Annotated in this window: 19 protein-coding genes and 2 pseudogenes; 1 reads left to right on the forward strand and 20 read right to left on the reverse strand. The window is 35.2% G+C overall.

Annotation, left to right across the window (positions count from 1 at the left end; all coding sequences use genetic code 11):
- The 11 genes and pseudogenes from QZ158_RS00930 to QZ158_RS00980 form a co-directional block, all read right to left on the reverse strand.
- Positions 1-2,662, reverse strand: a pseudogene (locus QZ158_RS00930) (toprim domain-containing protein); the annotation flags it as partial.
- Positions 2,663-2,673: 11 nt separating this feature from the next.
- A complete protein-coding gene (locus QZ158_RS00935; RefSeq protein WP_293873344.1) occupies positions 2,674-2,934 on the reverse strand; it encodes a hypothetical protein in 261 nt (86 codons plus the stop codon).
- Between the two features lie 115 nt (positions 2,935-3,049).
- Complete coding sequence (gene mobP2 / locus QZ158_RS00940) at positions 3,050-5,419, reverse strand: MobP2 family relaxase (RefSeq protein ID WP_293873348.1); 2,370 nt, start codon at positions 5,417-5,419, stop codon at positions 3,050-3,052.
- An 18-nt stretch (positions 5,420-5,437) separates the two neighbouring features.
- A pseudogene (locus QZ158_RS00945) lies at positions 5,438-5,641 on the reverse strand (hypothetical protein); the annotation flags it as partial.
- Positions 5,642-5,658: 17 nt separating this feature from the next.
- Entirely contained in the window at positions 5,659-6,108 is a 450-nt protein-coding gene (locus tag QZ158_RS00950) for a hypothetical protein (RefSeq protein ID WP_293873351.1), read from the reverse strand.
- A gap of 10 nt (positions 6,109-6,118) precedes the next feature.
- A complete protein-coding gene (locus QZ158_RS00955) occupies positions 6,119-6,907 on the reverse strand; it encodes a DNA/RNA non-specific endonuclease (protein WP_293873354.1) in 789 nt (262 codons plus the stop codon).
- A gap of 2 nt (positions 6,908-6,909) precedes the next feature.
- A complete protein-coding gene (locus QZ158_RS00960) occupies positions 6,910-7,257 on the reverse strand; it encodes a hypothetical protein (protein WP_293873357.1) in 348 nt (115 codons plus the stop codon).
- Positions 7,250-7,585, reverse strand: a complete 336-nt coding sequence (locus QZ158_RS00965) for a hypothetical protein (RefSeq protein WP_293873515.1) — start codon at positions 7,583-7,585, stop codon at positions 7,250-7,252. Before QZ158_RS00965 ends, QZ158_RS00960 begins: the two co-directional genes overlap by 8 nt.
- A 404-nt stretch (positions 7,586-7,989) precedes the next feature.
- On the reverse strand, positions 7,990-8,277 hold the full coding sequence (locus QZ158_RS00970; RefSeq protein WP_049550500.1) for a hypothetical protein: 288 nt from the start codon (positions 8,275-8,277) through the stop codon (positions 7,990-7,992).
- A gap of 121 nt (positions 8,278-8,398) precedes the next feature.
- The gene (locus QZ158_RS00975; RefSeq protein ID WP_293873365.1) at positions 8,399-8,944 is read right to left on the reverse strand and encodes a hypothetical protein; all 546 of its coding nucleotides are present in this window, start codon (positions 8,942-8,944) and stop codon (positions 8,399-8,401) included.
- A gap of 52 nt (positions 8,945-8,996) precedes the next feature.
- Positions 8,997-9,998, reverse strand: coding sequence for a hypothetical protein (locus QZ158_RS00980; RefSeq protein WP_293873368.1), 1,002 nt, complete (start codon positions 9,996-9,998; stop codon positions 8,997-8,999).
- 65 nt (positions 9,999-10,063) lie between these two features.
- On the opposite strand from QZ158_RS00980, the gene QZ158_RS00985 reads away from it, so the two are divergent.
- On the forward strand, positions 10,064-11,023 hold the full coding sequence (locus QZ158_RS00985; protein ID WP_293873371.1) for a hypothetical protein: 960 nt from the start codon (positions 10,064-10,066) through the stop codon (positions 11,021-11,023).
- On the opposite strand, the gene QZ158_RS00990 is transcribed toward QZ158_RS00985, so the two are convergent.
- The 9 genes from QZ158_RS00990 to QZ158_RS01030 form a co-directional block, all read right to left on the reverse strand.
- On the reverse strand, positions 11,009-11,260 hold the full coding sequence (locus QZ158_RS00990) for a hypothetical protein (RefSeq protein ID WP_293873374.1): 252 nt from the start codon (positions 11,258-11,260) through the stop codon (positions 11,009-11,011). The genes QZ158_RS00985 and QZ158_RS00990 overlap by 15 nt on opposite strands.
- 60 nt (positions 11,261-11,320) lie before the next feature.
- Positions 11,321-11,545: a multidrug transporter MATE gene (locus QZ158_RS00995; RefSeq protein ID WP_293873377.1), complete on the reverse strand. Its 225-nt coding sequence runs from the start codon at positions 11,543-11,545 to the stop codon at positions 11,321-11,323.
- A 9-nt stretch (positions 11,546-11,554) separates the two neighbouring features.
- Entirely contained in the window at positions 11,555-11,785 is a 231-nt protein-coding gene (locus QZ158_RS01000; RefSeq protein ID WP_293873380.1) for a hypothetical protein, read from the reverse strand.
- Complete coding sequence (locus QZ158_RS01005; RefSeq protein ID WP_293873383.1) at positions 11,778-12,224, reverse strand: thioredoxin domain-containing protein; 447 nt, start codon at positions 12,222-12,224, stop codon at positions 11,778-11,780. Before QZ158_RS01005 ends, QZ158_RS01000 begins: the two co-directional genes overlap by 8 nt.
- Positions 12,221-12,643 carry a hypothetical protein gene (locus QZ158_RS01010; protein WP_293873386.1) on the reverse strand — a complete coding sequence of 141 codons (423 nt, stop codon included), beginning with the start codon at positions 12,641-12,643 and terminating at the stop codon, positions 12,221-12,223. The genes QZ158_RS01005 and QZ158_RS01010 overlap by 4 nt, the downstream gene beginning before the upstream one ends.
- 15 nt (positions 12,644-12,658) lie before the next feature.
- Positions 12,659-12,862 carry a hypothetical protein gene (locus QZ158_RS01015; RefSeq protein WP_293873389.1) on the reverse strand — a complete coding sequence of 68 codons (204 nt, stop codon included), beginning with the start codon at positions 12,860-12,862 and terminating at the stop codon, positions 12,659-12,661.
- A gap of 8 nt (positions 12,863-12,870) precedes the next feature.
- A complete protein-coding gene (locus QZ158_RS01020; RefSeq protein ID WP_293873392.1) occupies positions 12,871-13,032 on the reverse strand; it encodes a hypothetical protein in 162 nt (53 codons plus the stop codon).
- An 88-nt stretch (positions 13,033-13,120) separates the two neighbouring features.
- Positions 13,121-14,623 carry a primase C-terminal domain-containing protein gene (locus tag QZ158_RS01025; protein WP_293873395.1) on the reverse strand — a complete coding sequence of 501 codons (1,503 nt, stop codon included), beginning with the start codon at positions 14,621-14,623 and terminating at the stop codon, positions 13,121-13,123.
- A gap of 97 nt (positions 14,624-14,720) precedes the next feature.
- Positions 14,721-15,221, reverse strand: coding sequence for a modification methylase Sau96I (locus QZ158_RS01030; RefSeq protein ID WP_293873398.1), 501 nt, complete (start codon positions 15,219-15,221; stop codon positions 14,721-14,723).
- Between the last annotated feature and the right edge of the window lie 79 nt (positions 15,222-15,300).

Raw genomic sequence — 15,300 nt, forward strand, 5'->3', positions numbered from 1 at the left:
TGGAATTGCGATTCAATAGTTCGCCCCCAGTGTTAGTCTCTTGATAATTATCAAGGGACTTTTCTTTTTCTTCTGGGACTTCAATTATCTTAATGGGGTGAGTATCAAGACGTGATATTAAGTTATCCAATAATTCTCGATTTAAAATCACTTCTCCCTCTTGTTCTTCCAGATAGTGGAACAATGTGTTTGGTGTTGTCACAAAACCATGGGTAAAGTCTCTTGTTCCTGATTCAATCAATGGATACTCCAGCATTCGCTCAACCGATTGTGATAGATTATCAAGGGTTCTTTTACCAAAATAGGCACCAAAACTGTCACTTGAAAGGCTTTCTATCTGCTTGTTGGTACTGTAGGCTGCTATTGCAAGTTCACCAATAAATCGGGTTGAAATATCTACTCCCAAAGTTCTCTGATGAGGTTTCAATGCTTGATACAAGGAATCTTGCTCAGGAGTCCCTTTTTTCTTGTATAAATCAATCGTTTGATCATCAATAGAGGTCAAAAGTGAATGAATGGGAGACAACACTTCCATTTTTTTATCGCTGAGATATTTTGTAGGATGGCTATTTCCTAACTTTGCAAAGACATCATACAGATAGAAATCTGGTGCAAATTCGATTGATAATTCTCCAGATTGAATCCGATTATTTAAACTCTTTGTTAATGCTTCATTTTCCCGTTTTACCTCTTCATAGCTCATCAATCTTCCAGCATTCTCCTCTGTAGTGGTAATAGATTCTTGATTATCTGGAGTTTGTTTTTCTTCAACCATCTTATCTATACCAGTTGGATCAATGACGACTGTTTTTTTATTTTCTATCGAAAACGTGAGATTGTCCCAATTTTTTTCTAACCACCCTGCTTCGCCTTGATTTTTTTCAATAGGCTCTGGTTGTGGTGAGATTGATTTTTCCTGATTCGAGGGCGTTAATCCTACATTTTCTTGCCTTTGTTTGGCAAGCAATTCATCCACCTTCAGTCTTTCCTCATCTGTTTTCGGATGATACTTGGTTTGTGAAGATAATTGAAACTCTCCTTCTTCAGTCAACTCCAGGGCAACTCTTCGTAATCCTTTTACAAAATACGTATTTGGTTGTTTTTGCCACTGGTTCACTTGCCCCTCATCAATTAAGGATTGAGTTGCTGGTTTAATCCTCGTTTTACCCATTTGTTCAGATATGGCCTCAAGTCTAGTCAACTCTTCTTGATAGCGTTTGAGAGTAGCTTTGGTAAAGAACGACTCCCCACGTTTAGCTTTTTCTAACTCTTCACGGATTCTAGGTATATTTTGAACACTCATCTCCAGACCACTTCCCTGACGATTCAACCCCATTTCTTTCAAATGTTGTTGATGCTCCAGGCGCTCTACTCGCTCTTCCTGTTGCCTAATCTCATCCATCTTTGAGAAGACTTGACCTTCTATTTGTTCTTGCTTACGCATAAAGCTAGCACCGCCTCGCTTATCATTTATGGGTTGCCCATTTGTTAGCGCTTGGTGGGAATACGCTCTTGAAATAGCCTCATCTTGTTCACCTTTAAGTCGTTCCAATTTTCGACGTGCCTGGGCAAGACGACTGTTATCAGATTTTTCTTCCTGTTGATTCTTTAGAGCATCATTCCAGTCCGTTTTATCTTGCCCTGGTCTTAGTTCTGGTAGATCTGAATTGATAACAGCTCCTTTTGCTTCCAATTCTTGAATGAATGTTCTACCTGCTTTATCATTATCTAAAGCTAGGGTGATTAAATCCGCATTTCTCCCATCTTCAAAAAAGTGATGATCAATAGCCACTTGAAGTCCGTCTGCCATTTGTTCAGGTGTCCATCTTAGTGGTTTTCCTGAAATTTCAGCTTGAATTTGAGATAGATGACGGCCAATAGTAGATTCTTTCAAACCATCCATAGAAACTAATCTAACGTCCTGAAGACTATCCTTGTGCAATTCATAGTAGGACATTAAATCAATTGGACTCTCAGTAAAAATCAATCGTTTTGGACTGCCAATATCAACATGAATACCAGTCATAGGATCGGAGTTTTTCATAATCACTTTAGCATATCCATGTTTTGGCCACTTCTCCCAATTCTCCTGGATTCCCTGTAAAGAGGCTCCAACAACTTCACCTGAAGAAGAAAGGGACTTGAATACAATAACTGGCTCAATCGCATTTGTTGAATTTCCGCCATTATCCTCCGCAAAGTAGTCAAGTTTGGCATTAGCCTGGGCTAAAACACCCTGTTCCAAAAAATAATCAATCGTTTCATCGGATAACCCACGTTGATTTCGTAAGTAGTCTCGTCCAGCTGATAATGGTTGCTCGTATTTCTCAAGATAGTATTTAAAATCTTCTTGAGGCCTTTCAACCAGTTGAAACTCTTTAAAATTTCCATCATTTAAAAAATCTACCGATTGGTTAAAATCTACTTCCTTTATTGTCTCAACCAAAGAAATCGCATCACCACCTGTATTTCTAGAAAACCATTTCCATAAATTTTTATCAGGTGAAATAACTAGGCTATCATGTTCTTTCCATCGATAGTCTCGTCCAGATCGAACCAGCTCCATCTGAAGCTCGTTTGCAACATCCAAAATATCTCTAGAACGTGCAAATTCAACACGTTCTCTACGACTTTTCCCACGTCTTGATTCTTGTTCTGTCATATAAAATCTCCTTAAAATCCTTCATACTGTGGTTTGTACGGCTCTTTCTCTGCTTGTAGAAACGTTTCTGGATCTAAGTGAACCAATTCCCCTACTGAAAAAGATTCAAATAGCTCAGGATTTTCCTTAAAGTCTAGAACCATTTCTAAATCAGAATTTCTTCCTTGACCTTCAAAATGCACTTGTTTGTTATCGGCATTCATTGCCGTAATTAACCATTCAGCTGAAAAGTCAAAGGCTTCAACTGCTACATCTGGAAATACTAGCTCCATTTTTCTTCTCCTATCTCTTTTATCCTTCTATTCTATGTAATAATCGAAAAATCACAGTTAAAGGGACAATATAATTCCATTTTCAACAAAAAAGTCATTGCTTTTACAATGACTCTTATATACTTTGTCCTTTTTCCTCAAGTTCTTGCCTCTCATCACTTCTCTCACGTTCCATAAGGGCTTTTTTATTTGCACGTTGGGCCCTTTGAAGAGAATTGGTCAAATTTCTCATAAAATCTGTATTGATGATTGCTTTGCCTTGGGATTGTTGGACGTTTTTTCTTTGCAAGTTCTTCCTTTCTTGCATTTTATGTGAAACAGCTTGAGCTAACTGACTTTTCTGATTGCTTTCTTCCTCTGGCAATATTTTTTGATAGAGTGATTTGAGTTCAGAAAATTCTTTCGCATTCTCCCGTTTTAATTTTTGAATAGTCGTTTGATCAGTCGTTTGTGAAATTTCCTTGTTTCGACTGTAAATCTTATGTTTCAGCTGAAAAATTGAAATATGGGTCTGTAGCTCTTCTATATAGCTATCTTTCGTAACAGGATAGCCCTTTAGAATAGTCAGCACTCCTTCATCTTGAAGAGGTTGAACTGCCGCTAATTCTCCCTTCAGACGTTTAATAGGTGCTTGAATTGCTAATGAATCAGCCTTTTCTACTGAAAAAGAAACACTATCTTCAAATTGGTTAGCAAGAGATTGTTTTAAAGATTGGTCTGCTTCACCTAGTTTATAATTTGGAGTCAGTTGCAATTCAGTCAGCTTCAGTCTTTGTTGAATTTCTTTCTTTTTCAATTCAACAAATGACTTATCGGTTTCAAGTGGTTGAATTTGATCAAAAAGAGTTTTACGAACTAATAAACTACTCTGTTTTTCCTCCAATAAACTCAATTTTAAAGCATAGCGAAATGTTCCTAACTCCTGGCGCTCTTTTAATGATCGATCACTTTTCTTTTTAGCTGCTTCTACAAGATCTTTCAAATCATCTGAAGAAAATAGCGACAAGTCTCTTAAAGTAAGTTGCTTCTCCAGTAAGTCTTCTTTCAGCTGAGTCACATCATAAACTAATTCCGTAACATATTCAGGACGTCCCAAACCTGTTCCGTGTTTATCATAAGCAGCATAGACTGGTTTTGTGATTTCAAGAGGTTTTGCCCCATCTTTCAATTCATAACCCAGTTTTTTCCAAGCATCTAGTGTTTTGATAACACTTGCATTGGGATCCTGTTCTAAAATCATTTGTTGATTCTTTACTGAGAAATTGGCCAAATTTTTTTCCAGCCGAACATCAGCTATCTCAGGGGCATTCTCACGAAATAGGTGCAAGATTCTATTTGCTAATCGTTCTCTCAACTCCTTCTCTCGATTCGCTATTAATTGCTGCAGATGATAGCCTGCAGCTTCCTGTTGTGTTTTCTCAAAACGACCATCAACTTTCCGAATCTTTTCGTAGGTTGATTTTTTTTCAGCTGAATAAGCTCCTCTATAGGTTTCTAGGAAGTCCTTCGTTTCTTTCAGAAATTCTTGATAGAGCTCTTTCCCATCATTTTCTAAATAGGAGTCCAGATAGCGGTCAAGGAAGAATTTACTGACTGCAAAATCTCTTGCATTTGATCCATAGCGCCATTTTTTATCCATAGGCAAATGATTATAAGCCTGCTCCAAAAAATTTTTTTCAGCTGAAGAACGCACCATCTGATCTCTAAATACAGAATTGATCAACTCACTTCTGATATTGGCCAAAATTTGTTCTCTTCTAACAATCATTCCTCTAGTCTGTTCATTTAACAGGCCATGAAAAACATCACTTTTAAAACGCTCAATGGTTTTTTGGGAGAAGTTCCCTCTGTACTCCATTCGTCCACGAGGTCGATAGAAAATTTTTTCTCTTGCAGACTCGACTTCTGATAAACCAAAATGCACATGAATATTATCCGTGTTCAAGTGAATGTTAGCCCACCAAAATGATGAGTCGGATAATCCTTCTTTTTCAATCAACCTTGGCAATGCTTCACGTATGACCGACTTAATAGCTTGCTGATCGACTTTCCCAGTTTCCAGATCATATAATCCCTCTTTGGCCAAAAAATCATTATCAAAAGAGATAACACCCTGCCATAGAAGAGAGCCATTTTGATAAGCCTGTTCTAACTTACTTTTCAATTCAGTTACTTTGCTACGCTGCAAGTAATTGGCCTCTTTTGTAAAAATCGCTGTCATCTCTTCACTTTGATTTTCAGTAGCATAAGAACGATTCATATAATCGATGTACTCCTGGAAATTAAGTTTTGTTTCTGGGACTTCAGCTTGGATTTTTTGTAGTTCATCTTCGGTTAGAGACTCGATATTTTGTCTGTGTGTTTCTAAATTTAATTCGTTATCAACCTCAACAGCTTCGTCTCTATTAGTGTAGTCTACAAAGCCACTATTTGCTTCAGTGTATTGCAGCATGAAAGTAATACTTGGACTAGAAGATACGTTCATTATTTTCCTCTCTTTGAATTAAAATAATCCATTTTTCCTTAAAAGAGCGTAGTCTTTTAATAACGGTTGTAATTCTTCAGGTTCAACTTGAAAATCATTGATCCACCGTCCTGATTGAGAAATATGTAATTCTTTTTGCTCTTCAATAAATTGCATTGGAATCAATAAGATATTTGGATTTTCTAACTCCGAACCACTTTCTCGTTCTAAAAAGGCGACAATCTACCATTTACTGTACCTCAATGAGAATGTTTGATAGTTTGACCACGTGCAATATCTTCTTGAATGACATCATTAATTCTTGCCATTAATTCATGCTGTGTAGGATCCAGTCGTGAATAAATAGATTCCAAATCTTGAACATCAAAATCATCTTTCGTAATAGCATGAAAGTTGGTTAGTGTTAAATAGAGAATTTGATCAAGTTGACGATGAATTGCCTTGTTGTCATTTCCAGAATCAAAGGCATCCCCCAAATTTTTTTCCAGCTGAGTCAGTCGCTCATAGAAATTTTTTCCTTCTCCTAATTCAATAAAGAGTTTATAAAAAACTTCAATCAAAGTGACAAGCGTTGCTGAATTATTTCGATACTGTTTCTGCAAAGCAGACGATTCTTTCAAGTAGGATTTTATTTCCTTAAATTTTTCATGTGTTTTTTCGCTAAAATATAAGCTAAGTCTTGGATTCATTTTTCCCTCCTCAATTTTTCTGAGATGATCCTGTCAAATAATTGATTTTGTATCCTGGTTGAATATTAAAGATATATACATCAAATGAGATCTCATCATCTTCAATACTCTGCGCTTCCATACGAACTCCTCTAGCAACCAATTCCACATTTCTAAATATAGGAGTTACTCGATAGCGGACATGGTGGTTCGTATTTTTTATGTAGTTAGCAATTTTATTTTCATAGTAAACCATTGATGATTGTTCATCTTCAAAATTTGCATTTAAAGCACGTGTACCTGTAAATAAATTTTTAGCATTCGCATTCTCTCCACTTAATTGAAAACCGATTAAGTGAGAACGATTGTATAAATAATCTTCTTTCCCGTTGAAAATTATTTTTTTATTTTTCCATCCTGTGGGTGTGATAGACGAAATAGATTCTCTATCTTCAGTTGGCATCAAATCTTTTCCCAACATCGCTTCAGCAATTCCTACACGATTTAAAAAATCTAGATCAGAATATTTTTCCCAGCTGCCATTTTCTAAACTCAATTCGCTTTTTGTAAATTGTGATTTTTCATTGACAACAATCACTTGATTTTTTCCATCATACTCCTTCGATTTCAAATCATCATTTTTTAGATTAGAATTCAAATTTGAGTTGGGATTTTTTTCTTCAGCTGAATCGGCTATGTTCAATTGATTCGGAATATCATTTTGTGTCAAGCCAGATTTGATAGCATTAAAATTGTTAGGTTGTACGATAAAGATTGCAAGAAAAATGAGAATGATAAACAGAGACTTATTCTTCTTCATTTTCAAACACCACCTGACCGTCGTTCAGCTTCAAGTGCAGATACATCATCCATAAAATGTAACCAATTTGTAGTTAGATCATTTACAATATCTTGTTTAACATTTAAAGCTGAAAGAGTAATTTCATTCTTCAACATCAATTTTAAAATCTGACTTTGTTGTTCTTTGATACCAGATAATGTTTCCGCAAATTGGTTATTGTACAAATTCAATCCGTCATTCATTACGATATTTTGAACTTGCGATAACATAAACTCATTGAAACTTGGATAGTTATATTTTTTTGAAATAGCCTGAAGTTGTTCAAACATATCGTCGGGAACATTTCGAATTAAAAAATTTTTAGTCATCACTTTCCACCTCTCCTTCATACTCTAACCAACGTGAAATATGATCAGCATAACAATCCATTTTTTCTCCAAATTCAGATAGTATCCTGGTCTGTTTTTTCATTTGTTCCAGAACATGGTCCGAAGCTAATTTCATATTTTCCAAATGAGCAACATACAAGTCTTGAGCACGATTAAATTTTCCAAACTCAATTTTTTCACGACAGATTGAAAGCAAAAAATCGTTAAATGAGTTGGCTTTATTTTTTTTCGCAAGAGATTTTAGATAATTAATTTCATCATCAGTAAGGCCTCTAATCTCAATTCGATTTTGTTTTATATTTGCCATCATTTTAAATTTTCCTTTCTAAAAAATAGCGCCCTTCTTTTTTCTTTTGTCGAAGCAAAAGCAAAAAGAAGCAAAAAAGAAAACTTCAACCTCGCAACATCACGAACCGATACGGTTCTATTTTTGCGGTTTTTCAACACACTGACACACACAGAGGGACTAGGGTCCTTTTTAGGTGTGTTGTGGTAGAAAAGAGCATAAGGGAAACTGATATCACGTGCCGTGATATGTTGATAGTATCAACGTTTCCGGTACCGGTAATTTTCTCGGTTTCACCTACTTACACACACATGCCATACTTACCTTTACACACTTTATAGGTGTTATACTTACACTGTTTTTATTCTTTACATACTTTTACATACACCATTTTTGACTTTATTTAGAAGTTCAAAACTCAAAAATTAAGACTGATTTTCAGCTGGAAAGTTTCCTTCTTCACGATTTTTCTTAGCTGCTAAACGTTGTTCTTTTTCATCTTCTTTGATGAGGTTTAATTCCATTTTTAACTCTTCAAGAATTGATTCATACGACTGATTTTTATTTTTCTTCAATTGAATTTGAACATAGATTTTACCAATTTGTTTTTGAAGATTCTCTTCTGCTTCTTTACGTTCCTTTTCCAAAAGGGCAACTCTTTTCTTTGCCTCTTCCAGTTGATTATCAATTTTTGTTAAATCATTTTTAGCCATGATTACTTCTCCTTTTTATTTAATTGATCCTATTGTAATCGAAAATCTCAAATTATTTTTTAAAGGGACAATCATAAAAAATAAATCCCCTTAATTCAAAAATTAAGGAGATTTTTGACTGCTATTTATTGGTAAACACAAACTCGCCTTTCATAGAAAACGCACTCTTTTTACTTACATTAAATTGAATCAGCCTGAAATAAAAATCATGTTTTTTTCCAAATGGGAAGACACTAAATACTGGATGATACCATTCTTCAATATCTACAAATTTTCTTTCAAGAGGAGCTTCAGAACCATTCCATGATTTTCTATGATAGGAAATACCTGTCCGTTTTTCTCTATTCAAAAAACTTAATTCTACAATATCTTGATAATCCTTTTTCACTGCTCGCTGGTTAATCGTAATCATTCGTTGGTTTGCATCACCTTCATCAGCATCCGTAAAAAGATTGATTTTAGGAGGTAACTCATCTTTTAATTTTCGGATTCCAAGGTAGTCCTTGTTTAAGATATTTTTGAATAGATAACGCTGAAAAAGTTTTGCTTGAAACCACTTCATAAACTGATAAATACCAATGCTAAAAAGAGCCATTAAAATCCATAATGAAAATTCATTCTCTTGAAATGGAAAATCCACTGCGATTGAAAAAATCATGCCTAACACAATGCTTTCAAAAAATGAATAAATGAATCTATCAACTTAATTTTACCTTCCTTTAATTCATTTCTACAGTTTCAATAGGGTTTGAAAATTCAAATGTTCCATCTTTGACTGCCTGTTTTTTCTTGTCTAAAGACTCCAATTTAGCCTTCAACTTTTCAATGTTTTTATAGGCTGTTTCAATGGTTCTGTTCTTCGTCTCGATGTTTGTATCCAGCGTAGCAATATTCTTTTGATTGGCTTCGAGATCATCACCTGTTAGATATTTTGCTTCCGCTTGAAGACTCGCTTTTCGTGAATTATCATCTTCAATTGATTCCTTCAATTGAGCAATTGATGTTGTCAATTTTTGAGACTGTTCATTCTGGAAATTGATCTCTTTTTCTATTTCCTGAAGAGTAAATTCTTCTCTGGAGACAACCTCAATAGCTTTAATTTCAAGCTGAGTATTTTGAGGAGTTACAAAGAATTGTACAGTGTCATCTTCTTCAGATTTCTTCTGAGAAACCTTTTTAGAATCACTAGATGGCGATGAAATATTCACATCAATTGAACTAGAAGATACCGTCTGATTTGTCACATCGATCGCAAATGCACCAAAATTTTTCGGAACTCCTTTAATAATAACTGATACTTTATTATCAATGATTGGTACAACATCCATCTCTATTTTTGAGTCTTTATGCTGTGCATAGAGTTTCCATTTTAATCGTTTGGCATCGATGCCCCGATCTATCGAAGTCGTAGCATCTTTAGTCTCAAATTGTAAAACGATAATTCCAGTATCTGGTGAATATTCCTGGCTGACCAGTTTCATCTCACCACTCCCATTCGCAAAAACTTGCTTTGTTTTAAGTTGTTCTGAAGTATATGTTTGCCTTTGTGGTGAGAAAATTGCTCCCATCAAAAGGGTCAGCCAGGTCACAAACAACATTGAGAAAATAACTAGTTTTCTCTTAATAATATTCTCTTGAAACCAAACTTTAATCTTAATAAATGGCTTCAAAATTGGGCTAGATTTTATCTTTTCAATCCAGCGTTTTGCTATCTCTATCATGATAGATTTATCCTTTCTATTCTATGTGATAAAATAAAATAAAAGTTATAGCGAGGTAATTATTTATGTCTTTTCAATCTGCTTATAGTTTAGAATTAAAACAATATGTAACTCCAAAAGAGGCCTTTGATTTTTCTTGCTCTCCAATTGGAACTCCTAATCATCTAACCGATGCAAAAATGTTTCAATGTGGAGAAAAATGCTCCTTCAAATTAACCTTAGCTAACTTCAATAATCCAGACTTTAATAAAACTCCCTACTTTACTCCTGGGGCAAGAAATCAAAAACATGACCCTAATAATTGTCAACGTATGATTGAACATTATCAACAAAGGGAACAAGAAGTAACGTCTGAAAATCATATCTCTTTTTACCGTGAGAAAAATAAACTGATTGTTGACTTAGACCTTGTTAAAGGGATATTGGCTACTGTAACTAAACCTAGACAGAAAGACGAATCCAATTTTTCTTCTGAGTCAAATAAAAATGAAATGCATCATCAGGGCTCTCATTCTTCTTGTACTGATGAGGATAAGAGGACTTTCCGTAGCCATGTGAAACAACTCAGAGACTTAGTCAATTATTTTTTAGAATACCAGTCTGGAGAGAAGTATACATTCTATGATAAATATAAAAGAGAAATCCAACTCGAAAGATACTTTGTCAATCTAAAAGAAGCAAACCAAAGAGGAATAAACCTGGAAGATGTTCATATCTATTATGATACTGCAACAGTAAAATCTATTGACAACAAAGAGAACCCTGAAAAAAGTTATTTTTTAGTTAGATTCCATAGTTTATGCACAATTGAACAAGACTCTAATTATCCAACTATAACGATTAACAAAAGTCTCGCTAGCCATCATGGAGTTAAAGGAAAGCTTAAAATATTAGAAAAAGCATCAAAAGATAAACAACCTCTTAAACTATTTTACTTTGGAAAGTTTGTTAAGCATAGTTCTAAGAAATACATTAATCCCGACGTAAGCTATGAAGATATTTTGGACTATTTAGTCATCAGTTAATATTTCAAAATCTAACAATTCTTGATAATTGAACTCTATAATTTTGTATGAACCAATAAATCTAAAATTCTCTAGAAAATGATTTTCAACAGCTTCCCTAGCTTCCTCAAAACTATTAAAAACTCTTGTACCGCTGATTTCGTCTGACCAAGCTAATTGTCTATTTTTTTGTTGGACTAACCAGACACTTTTTCCAACATTGATTTGCATAAGAACAGCGTAATATTTTTGTTCCATATTCTTATTTTCACCTTTCTAATTCTACATAGTATCCATTTATGGTTTTATAATAATGGCTTATCTCTGATTCCCATGCTTCTTATATCCTTTCCAAATAAATGAAACCTTACTTTTCGGCCAAACACTTTTTAGTAACATTAAGAACGCTAATGGCATCCTTTTCGTTTTGATTTCATTTCCAAAGTTATCACATATGGTTATCTTGAAGAGCGGTACAAACCAGATCGCAATCAAGATAGTTCCAATCACGCCATGCGCAATAGCATTTAAAATTTGATACATACTGCCTCCTTAAATACAACCTAACTTTTCAGGTGCCAAATCCAATGTTAGCCAAAGGGCCTCATCTTGCGAAATATGTGTTAGTCTTCCTCCCTCATCATTAAAACGATGTAGGGTAAACGTTCCATCTGATAATTTTCCTAAAACAACCATTCCTTCATTTGTCCTAGTACGCCATAGTTCCCAATCAGTTTGAAAAGCTGTCTCAGCCCATTTACTTAGTTTTGCCCTTTTAGTCATTCATGGCCTCCTGAATACTTTTCTCATCTGCTACAATCTTTTCCTCTGAATCTCTTAAAGCATATAGATATTTTTTTATTTTTCCCTTACGGATCTTGATGATAGTTGCAGCTTTTTCAACCTGGTATTTTTCTACTAACTTTTGACCTTCTTCTGTCTGAGTATCAATGTAAAATGTAGGATAGGAACCTTTATTAGCTGCATCTACAACTACACTTTTTCCAACCTGACAGTAAGGACAATCTTTTTTATAAAATACTAGATTTACATTTTGATCAAGTACAGTATTCTGGTATTCCTTCTGAGTAAGGTGAGGATCATAATCTAAGATAAAATGATCTTTATACAACCTATATCCTCCTAAAACTGCGAGACTCACAAGTAAAATGACAAGAAGAGCCCCTAGAGCTAACTTAACATGCGTAAAAAGCTCTTTCATCCTATCTCCTCCTCATCCATAAAATCAAATATGGATCCTTGAACATAATCAATCTTGGCCAATTCTTTTATTTCGGATTTCAAGTTAGTGAACGTTGTCATCACTTCTTGAAAGAGTAAAGGATCAAATTCCTTGGAATCCAATACACGGACAATTGGCAACATTGGATAATGATCTCTCAACTCCTCCTGCAGGTAATCTGAAATCATTTTATCATTCGAGATAACACTATCTACTCTAATGATCGCTGGAATGCTAGAAATACTCTCCTCGTTTTGATAAAAAGTTAAAGCCACATCCCCTGCAGAAACAGACTCAAATTTTAAGTTATCCGATGAAAGTTTAAAATAATAAGCCAATGGTTCCTGACCAACCCCTGTTAGGTAGTATCCTCTAATAATTTTGAATAACTCTGACATCGACCTTTCTCCTTTCTAACAAACTTTTAAAAGTCTAAACGGAGCTTGATACACATCAGGATAGTGAATCAATCTCTTTTTTCTTTGTTCAGGAAGTGGTTTACGGTAATGATTTTGAAGATACTGAAAAGCTAGTCCCAAGGTATCAAAAACTAAAACTTTATTCTCCCCATTACAAATATAATCTCCTAATTCAAAACTGAAAATTACGTACTTCATTCTTATTCTCACTTTCTATTTGGGCCAATCATTGCCAGCTGATCTGTCTCTAACTCATCATCATATCCGTTTTCAAAACGCACTTGTTGACGAATCCCTATAAGTGAGAGAACTAAGAAAAATCCTCCAACAAATATAAGGCTAAATAATCCAACTAAAATCAAAATCATATCATTCCTCCATAGATTATTTTAAATACATTTATATACTGGTAGTAATCGTAGATATAAATGTAAGGCAGTCTGCGGGTTTTTAAAATTATCCAATATCAAGCTCAAATAGAGATAGTTGTTGTGTTTGTTTAAAGCCATCTTTAACCCTTTCTATCACTCTTTGAGTGAACTCTATACTTTCTTCAAAGAAAGCAGCAATATTGGCCATATAAGCCTCCTGACGTTCTTTCTTCACCTGGATAAGGGAAAGCAAGATTGCTTTGATAGAGGCTAATCTGATGCCTCCTCCACGACCGTGTTTGACTGTGAAGAATATCTTTTGTTCTGCTTTGAGAACCTTCAATACTTTATCCAATGAACGCTCAGGAATGTTCAACTTCTCTCGTATCTCTTTTTTCGTCGTCTGTATAAATGGATCCTCGGATTGATAGAAACCTTCTAAATAGGCCATTACGTCTGTTTTCCATTCATAGAGATGACTATTCTTCCTGTCAGCACGTTTCTTCTTGAATTTGTACCAACGTTGCTTCACAAAGAGATCTGAAGCCTTGAGTTCCTGATTGACCCATGCTTTACATAAAGCCATCACATAATCACGACTAGCAGCTTCATATTTTCCTGAGTAGGCGCTTGTGATAATCTTATGATATTCAGCTGAAGAGAGTGGCTCGTCTAGATTCGCATTAAAACTAGAAAGAACCTCCTCACACTCTTCCTGATCAATTCCTGAAGAGAAGTTGGCTAAAGCTAGCGTGAAAAGAACGTTGTTTCTTCCCATCAAGGCTTTTCCACCTTTGATATTCCCCTCTCTCATCAGCAATTGATACCAAGGTTCAGTAATCTGTTTCACCCCTTCAGAGCCTGAAATAACCGTCAAATTGGGCTTTTTACTTGGGAAAGGAAGTTCTGATTGCTTCATCGACCAATCTAACCACTCCTGGAACGAATAGGTATAGTCAGGTTCAAAGAATTCGATATTATCAGTTCGAGGAATACGAGCAATCCCAAAATGGTTACAAGTCAAATCTACTGGTAAAGTTTGAGCAAAGTAATTTCTCAAATTTTGAGAGATAGCTTTAGCCACCTTAACGACTCGAAATTTGGAATGAGCTGTAACATAGGCCGATTCTGATAAGACAAAATATGCTTGAAATCCTTTATCTGATTTCAGGATCAACGTCGGCATAAAACCTAGCTCCAGGGAAGTAGTTAAAATGTCTCCTGTCGTCATTTCTTCAGCTGAAGAGGTAATATCAAAGTCAATGTAGAATGTGTTAATCTGTCGAAGATTATCTTCAGAGTGGCCACGTGTAATCCGTCGACCAGCATCGCTATAGCTTCCATAGCAATATACGTTAGGAGTCCAGTGCGTAAACTGATCCTGATTCTCCAGTAATGATTCGACAGAGGTTAAAACAACACCACGTGCTTTCACCATATTCGCTTTTGAACGATAAGCAAATACAGAGCCTCGTCTTCCTTCTTCAGCTGAAGAGATGAGCTGTAGATGGCTATTCTTAAATTTTTGTGTTCTTAATCCGTCTTTTATGATTAAGCTAAAACATTCTTGTAAATTAATCTTCTTCATAGTGTCTGACTTCCCCATTTTTCATCAATACAGGGTGTTTCCCACGTGAATCCACATTTTTGACAGATACCTTTCTTTGACACTACTTTCATGATAATTACTCCTCATTGACTCTCATACTTTTAGGTAACTTTTTACTCGGTAAACAGGAACCTTCAGATAAGTCTCCTTTACTATAAAATTCAGGAGGATGTGTCATTATGTGATCACTTCTTTTCCATCCTCGACGAAGTTGTTTGTAAGATAAAGAAACACGCTTCTCAATCTCTTTAAAACTAAATCCCAATTTCAAGTAGGTTGTTACAATAGTTGTAGCGTGTTCTTTGGACTCTTCGCTTCTTGTTCTTCGCTGAAAGTTAATCTGCTTATCTTCTTCATTTAATGCTATCTGATAATCAATAAACAACTTCCGCATTTCCATAATTTTATGTTGCCAGACCAAACTGTAAGGCTGCCCTGAATATCGATTCACTAAGTCCTTTACGGGTTGTTTAAATTTCAGCTGAAGAGGATCGAATTCGCCAAGGTCAGAAAAGGGATCAATGAAACCTAATGGTTCGTTTTGAATCAATTCATTGTATAGCGCTTCTCTGTCCATCCTAATATATCTCCTTCTGTCAAATGCACGTCATTGAGTCAAATAAGCTTAACTGGATGGTTGTAGGCGCTTGTTCGCT

Source organism: Streptococcus sp. A12 (assembly GCF_905372335.1).
GTDB lineage: Bacteria > Bacillota > Bacilli > Lactobacillales > Streptococcaceae > Streptococcus.

Coding starts and splice junctions, on each gene's coding strand:
- QZ158_RS00935 (WP_293873344.1), bottom strand. CDS start 2,934: ATGGAGCTAGTATTTCCAGATGTAGCAGTTGAAGCCTTTGACTTTTCA.
- mobP2 (WP_293873348.1), bottom strand. CDS start 5,419: ATGAACGTATCTTCTAGTCCAAGTATTACTTTCATGCTGCAATACACT.
- QZ158_RS00950 (WP_293873351.1), bottom strand. CDS start 6,108: ATGAATCCAAGACTTAGCTTATATTTTAGCGAAAAAACACATGAAAAA.
- QZ158_RS00955 (WP_293873354.1), bottom strand. CDS start 6,907: ATGAAGAAGAATAAGTCTCTGTTTATCATTCTCATTTTTCTTGCAATC.
- QZ158_RS00960 (WP_293873357.1), bottom strand. CDS start 7,257: ATGACTAAAAATTTTTTAATTCGAAATGTTCCCGACGATATGTTTGAA.
- QZ158_RS00965 (WP_293873515.1), bottom strand. CDS start 7,585: ATGGCAAATATAAAACAAAATCGAATTGAGATTAGAGGCCTTACTGAT.
- QZ158_RS00970 (WP_049550500.1), bottom strand. CDS start 8,277: ATGGCTAAAAATGATTTAACAAAAATTGATAATCAACTGGAAGAGGCA.
- QZ158_RS00980 (WP_293873368.1), bottom strand. CDS start 9,998: ATGATAGAGATAGCAAAACGCTGGATTGAAAAGATAAAATCTAGCCCA.
- QZ158_RS00985 (WP_293873371.1), top strand. CDS start 10,064: ATGTCTTTTCAATCTGCTTATAGTTTAGAATTAAAACAATATGTAACT.
- QZ158_RS00990 (WP_293873374.1), bottom strand. CDS start 11,260: ATGGAACAAAAATATTACGCTGTTCTTATGCAAATCAATGTTGGAAAA.
- QZ158_RS00995 (WP_293873377.1), bottom strand. CDS start 11,545: ATGTATCAAATTTTAAATGCTATTGCGCATGGCGTGATTGGAACTATC.
- QZ158_RS01000 (WP_293873380.1), bottom strand. CDS start 11,785: ATGACTAAAAGGGCAAAACTAAGTAAATGGGCTGAGACAGCTTTTCAA.
- QZ158_RS01005 (WP_293873383.1), bottom strand. CDS start 12,224: ATGAAAGAGCTTTTTACGCATGTTAAGTTAGCTCTAGGGGCTCTTCTT.
- QZ158_RS01010 (WP_293873386.1), bottom strand. CDS start 12,643: ATGTCAGAGTTATTCAAAATTATTAGAGGATACTACCTAACAGGGGTT.
- QZ158_RS01015 (WP_293873389.1), bottom strand. CDS start 12,862: ATGAAGTACGTAATTTTCAGTTTTGAATTAGGAGATTATATTTGTAAT.
- QZ158_RS01020 (WP_293873392.1), bottom strand. CDS start 13,032: ATGATTTTGATTTTAGTTGGATTATTTAGCCTTATATTTGTTGGAGGA.
- QZ158_RS01025 (WP_293873395.1), bottom strand. CDS start 14,623: ATGAAGAAGATTAATTTACAAGAATGTTTTAGCTTAATCATAAAAGAC.
- QZ158_RS01030 (WP_293873398.1), bottom strand. CDS start 15,221: ATGGACAGAGAAGCGCTATACAATGAATTGATTCAAAACGAACCATTA.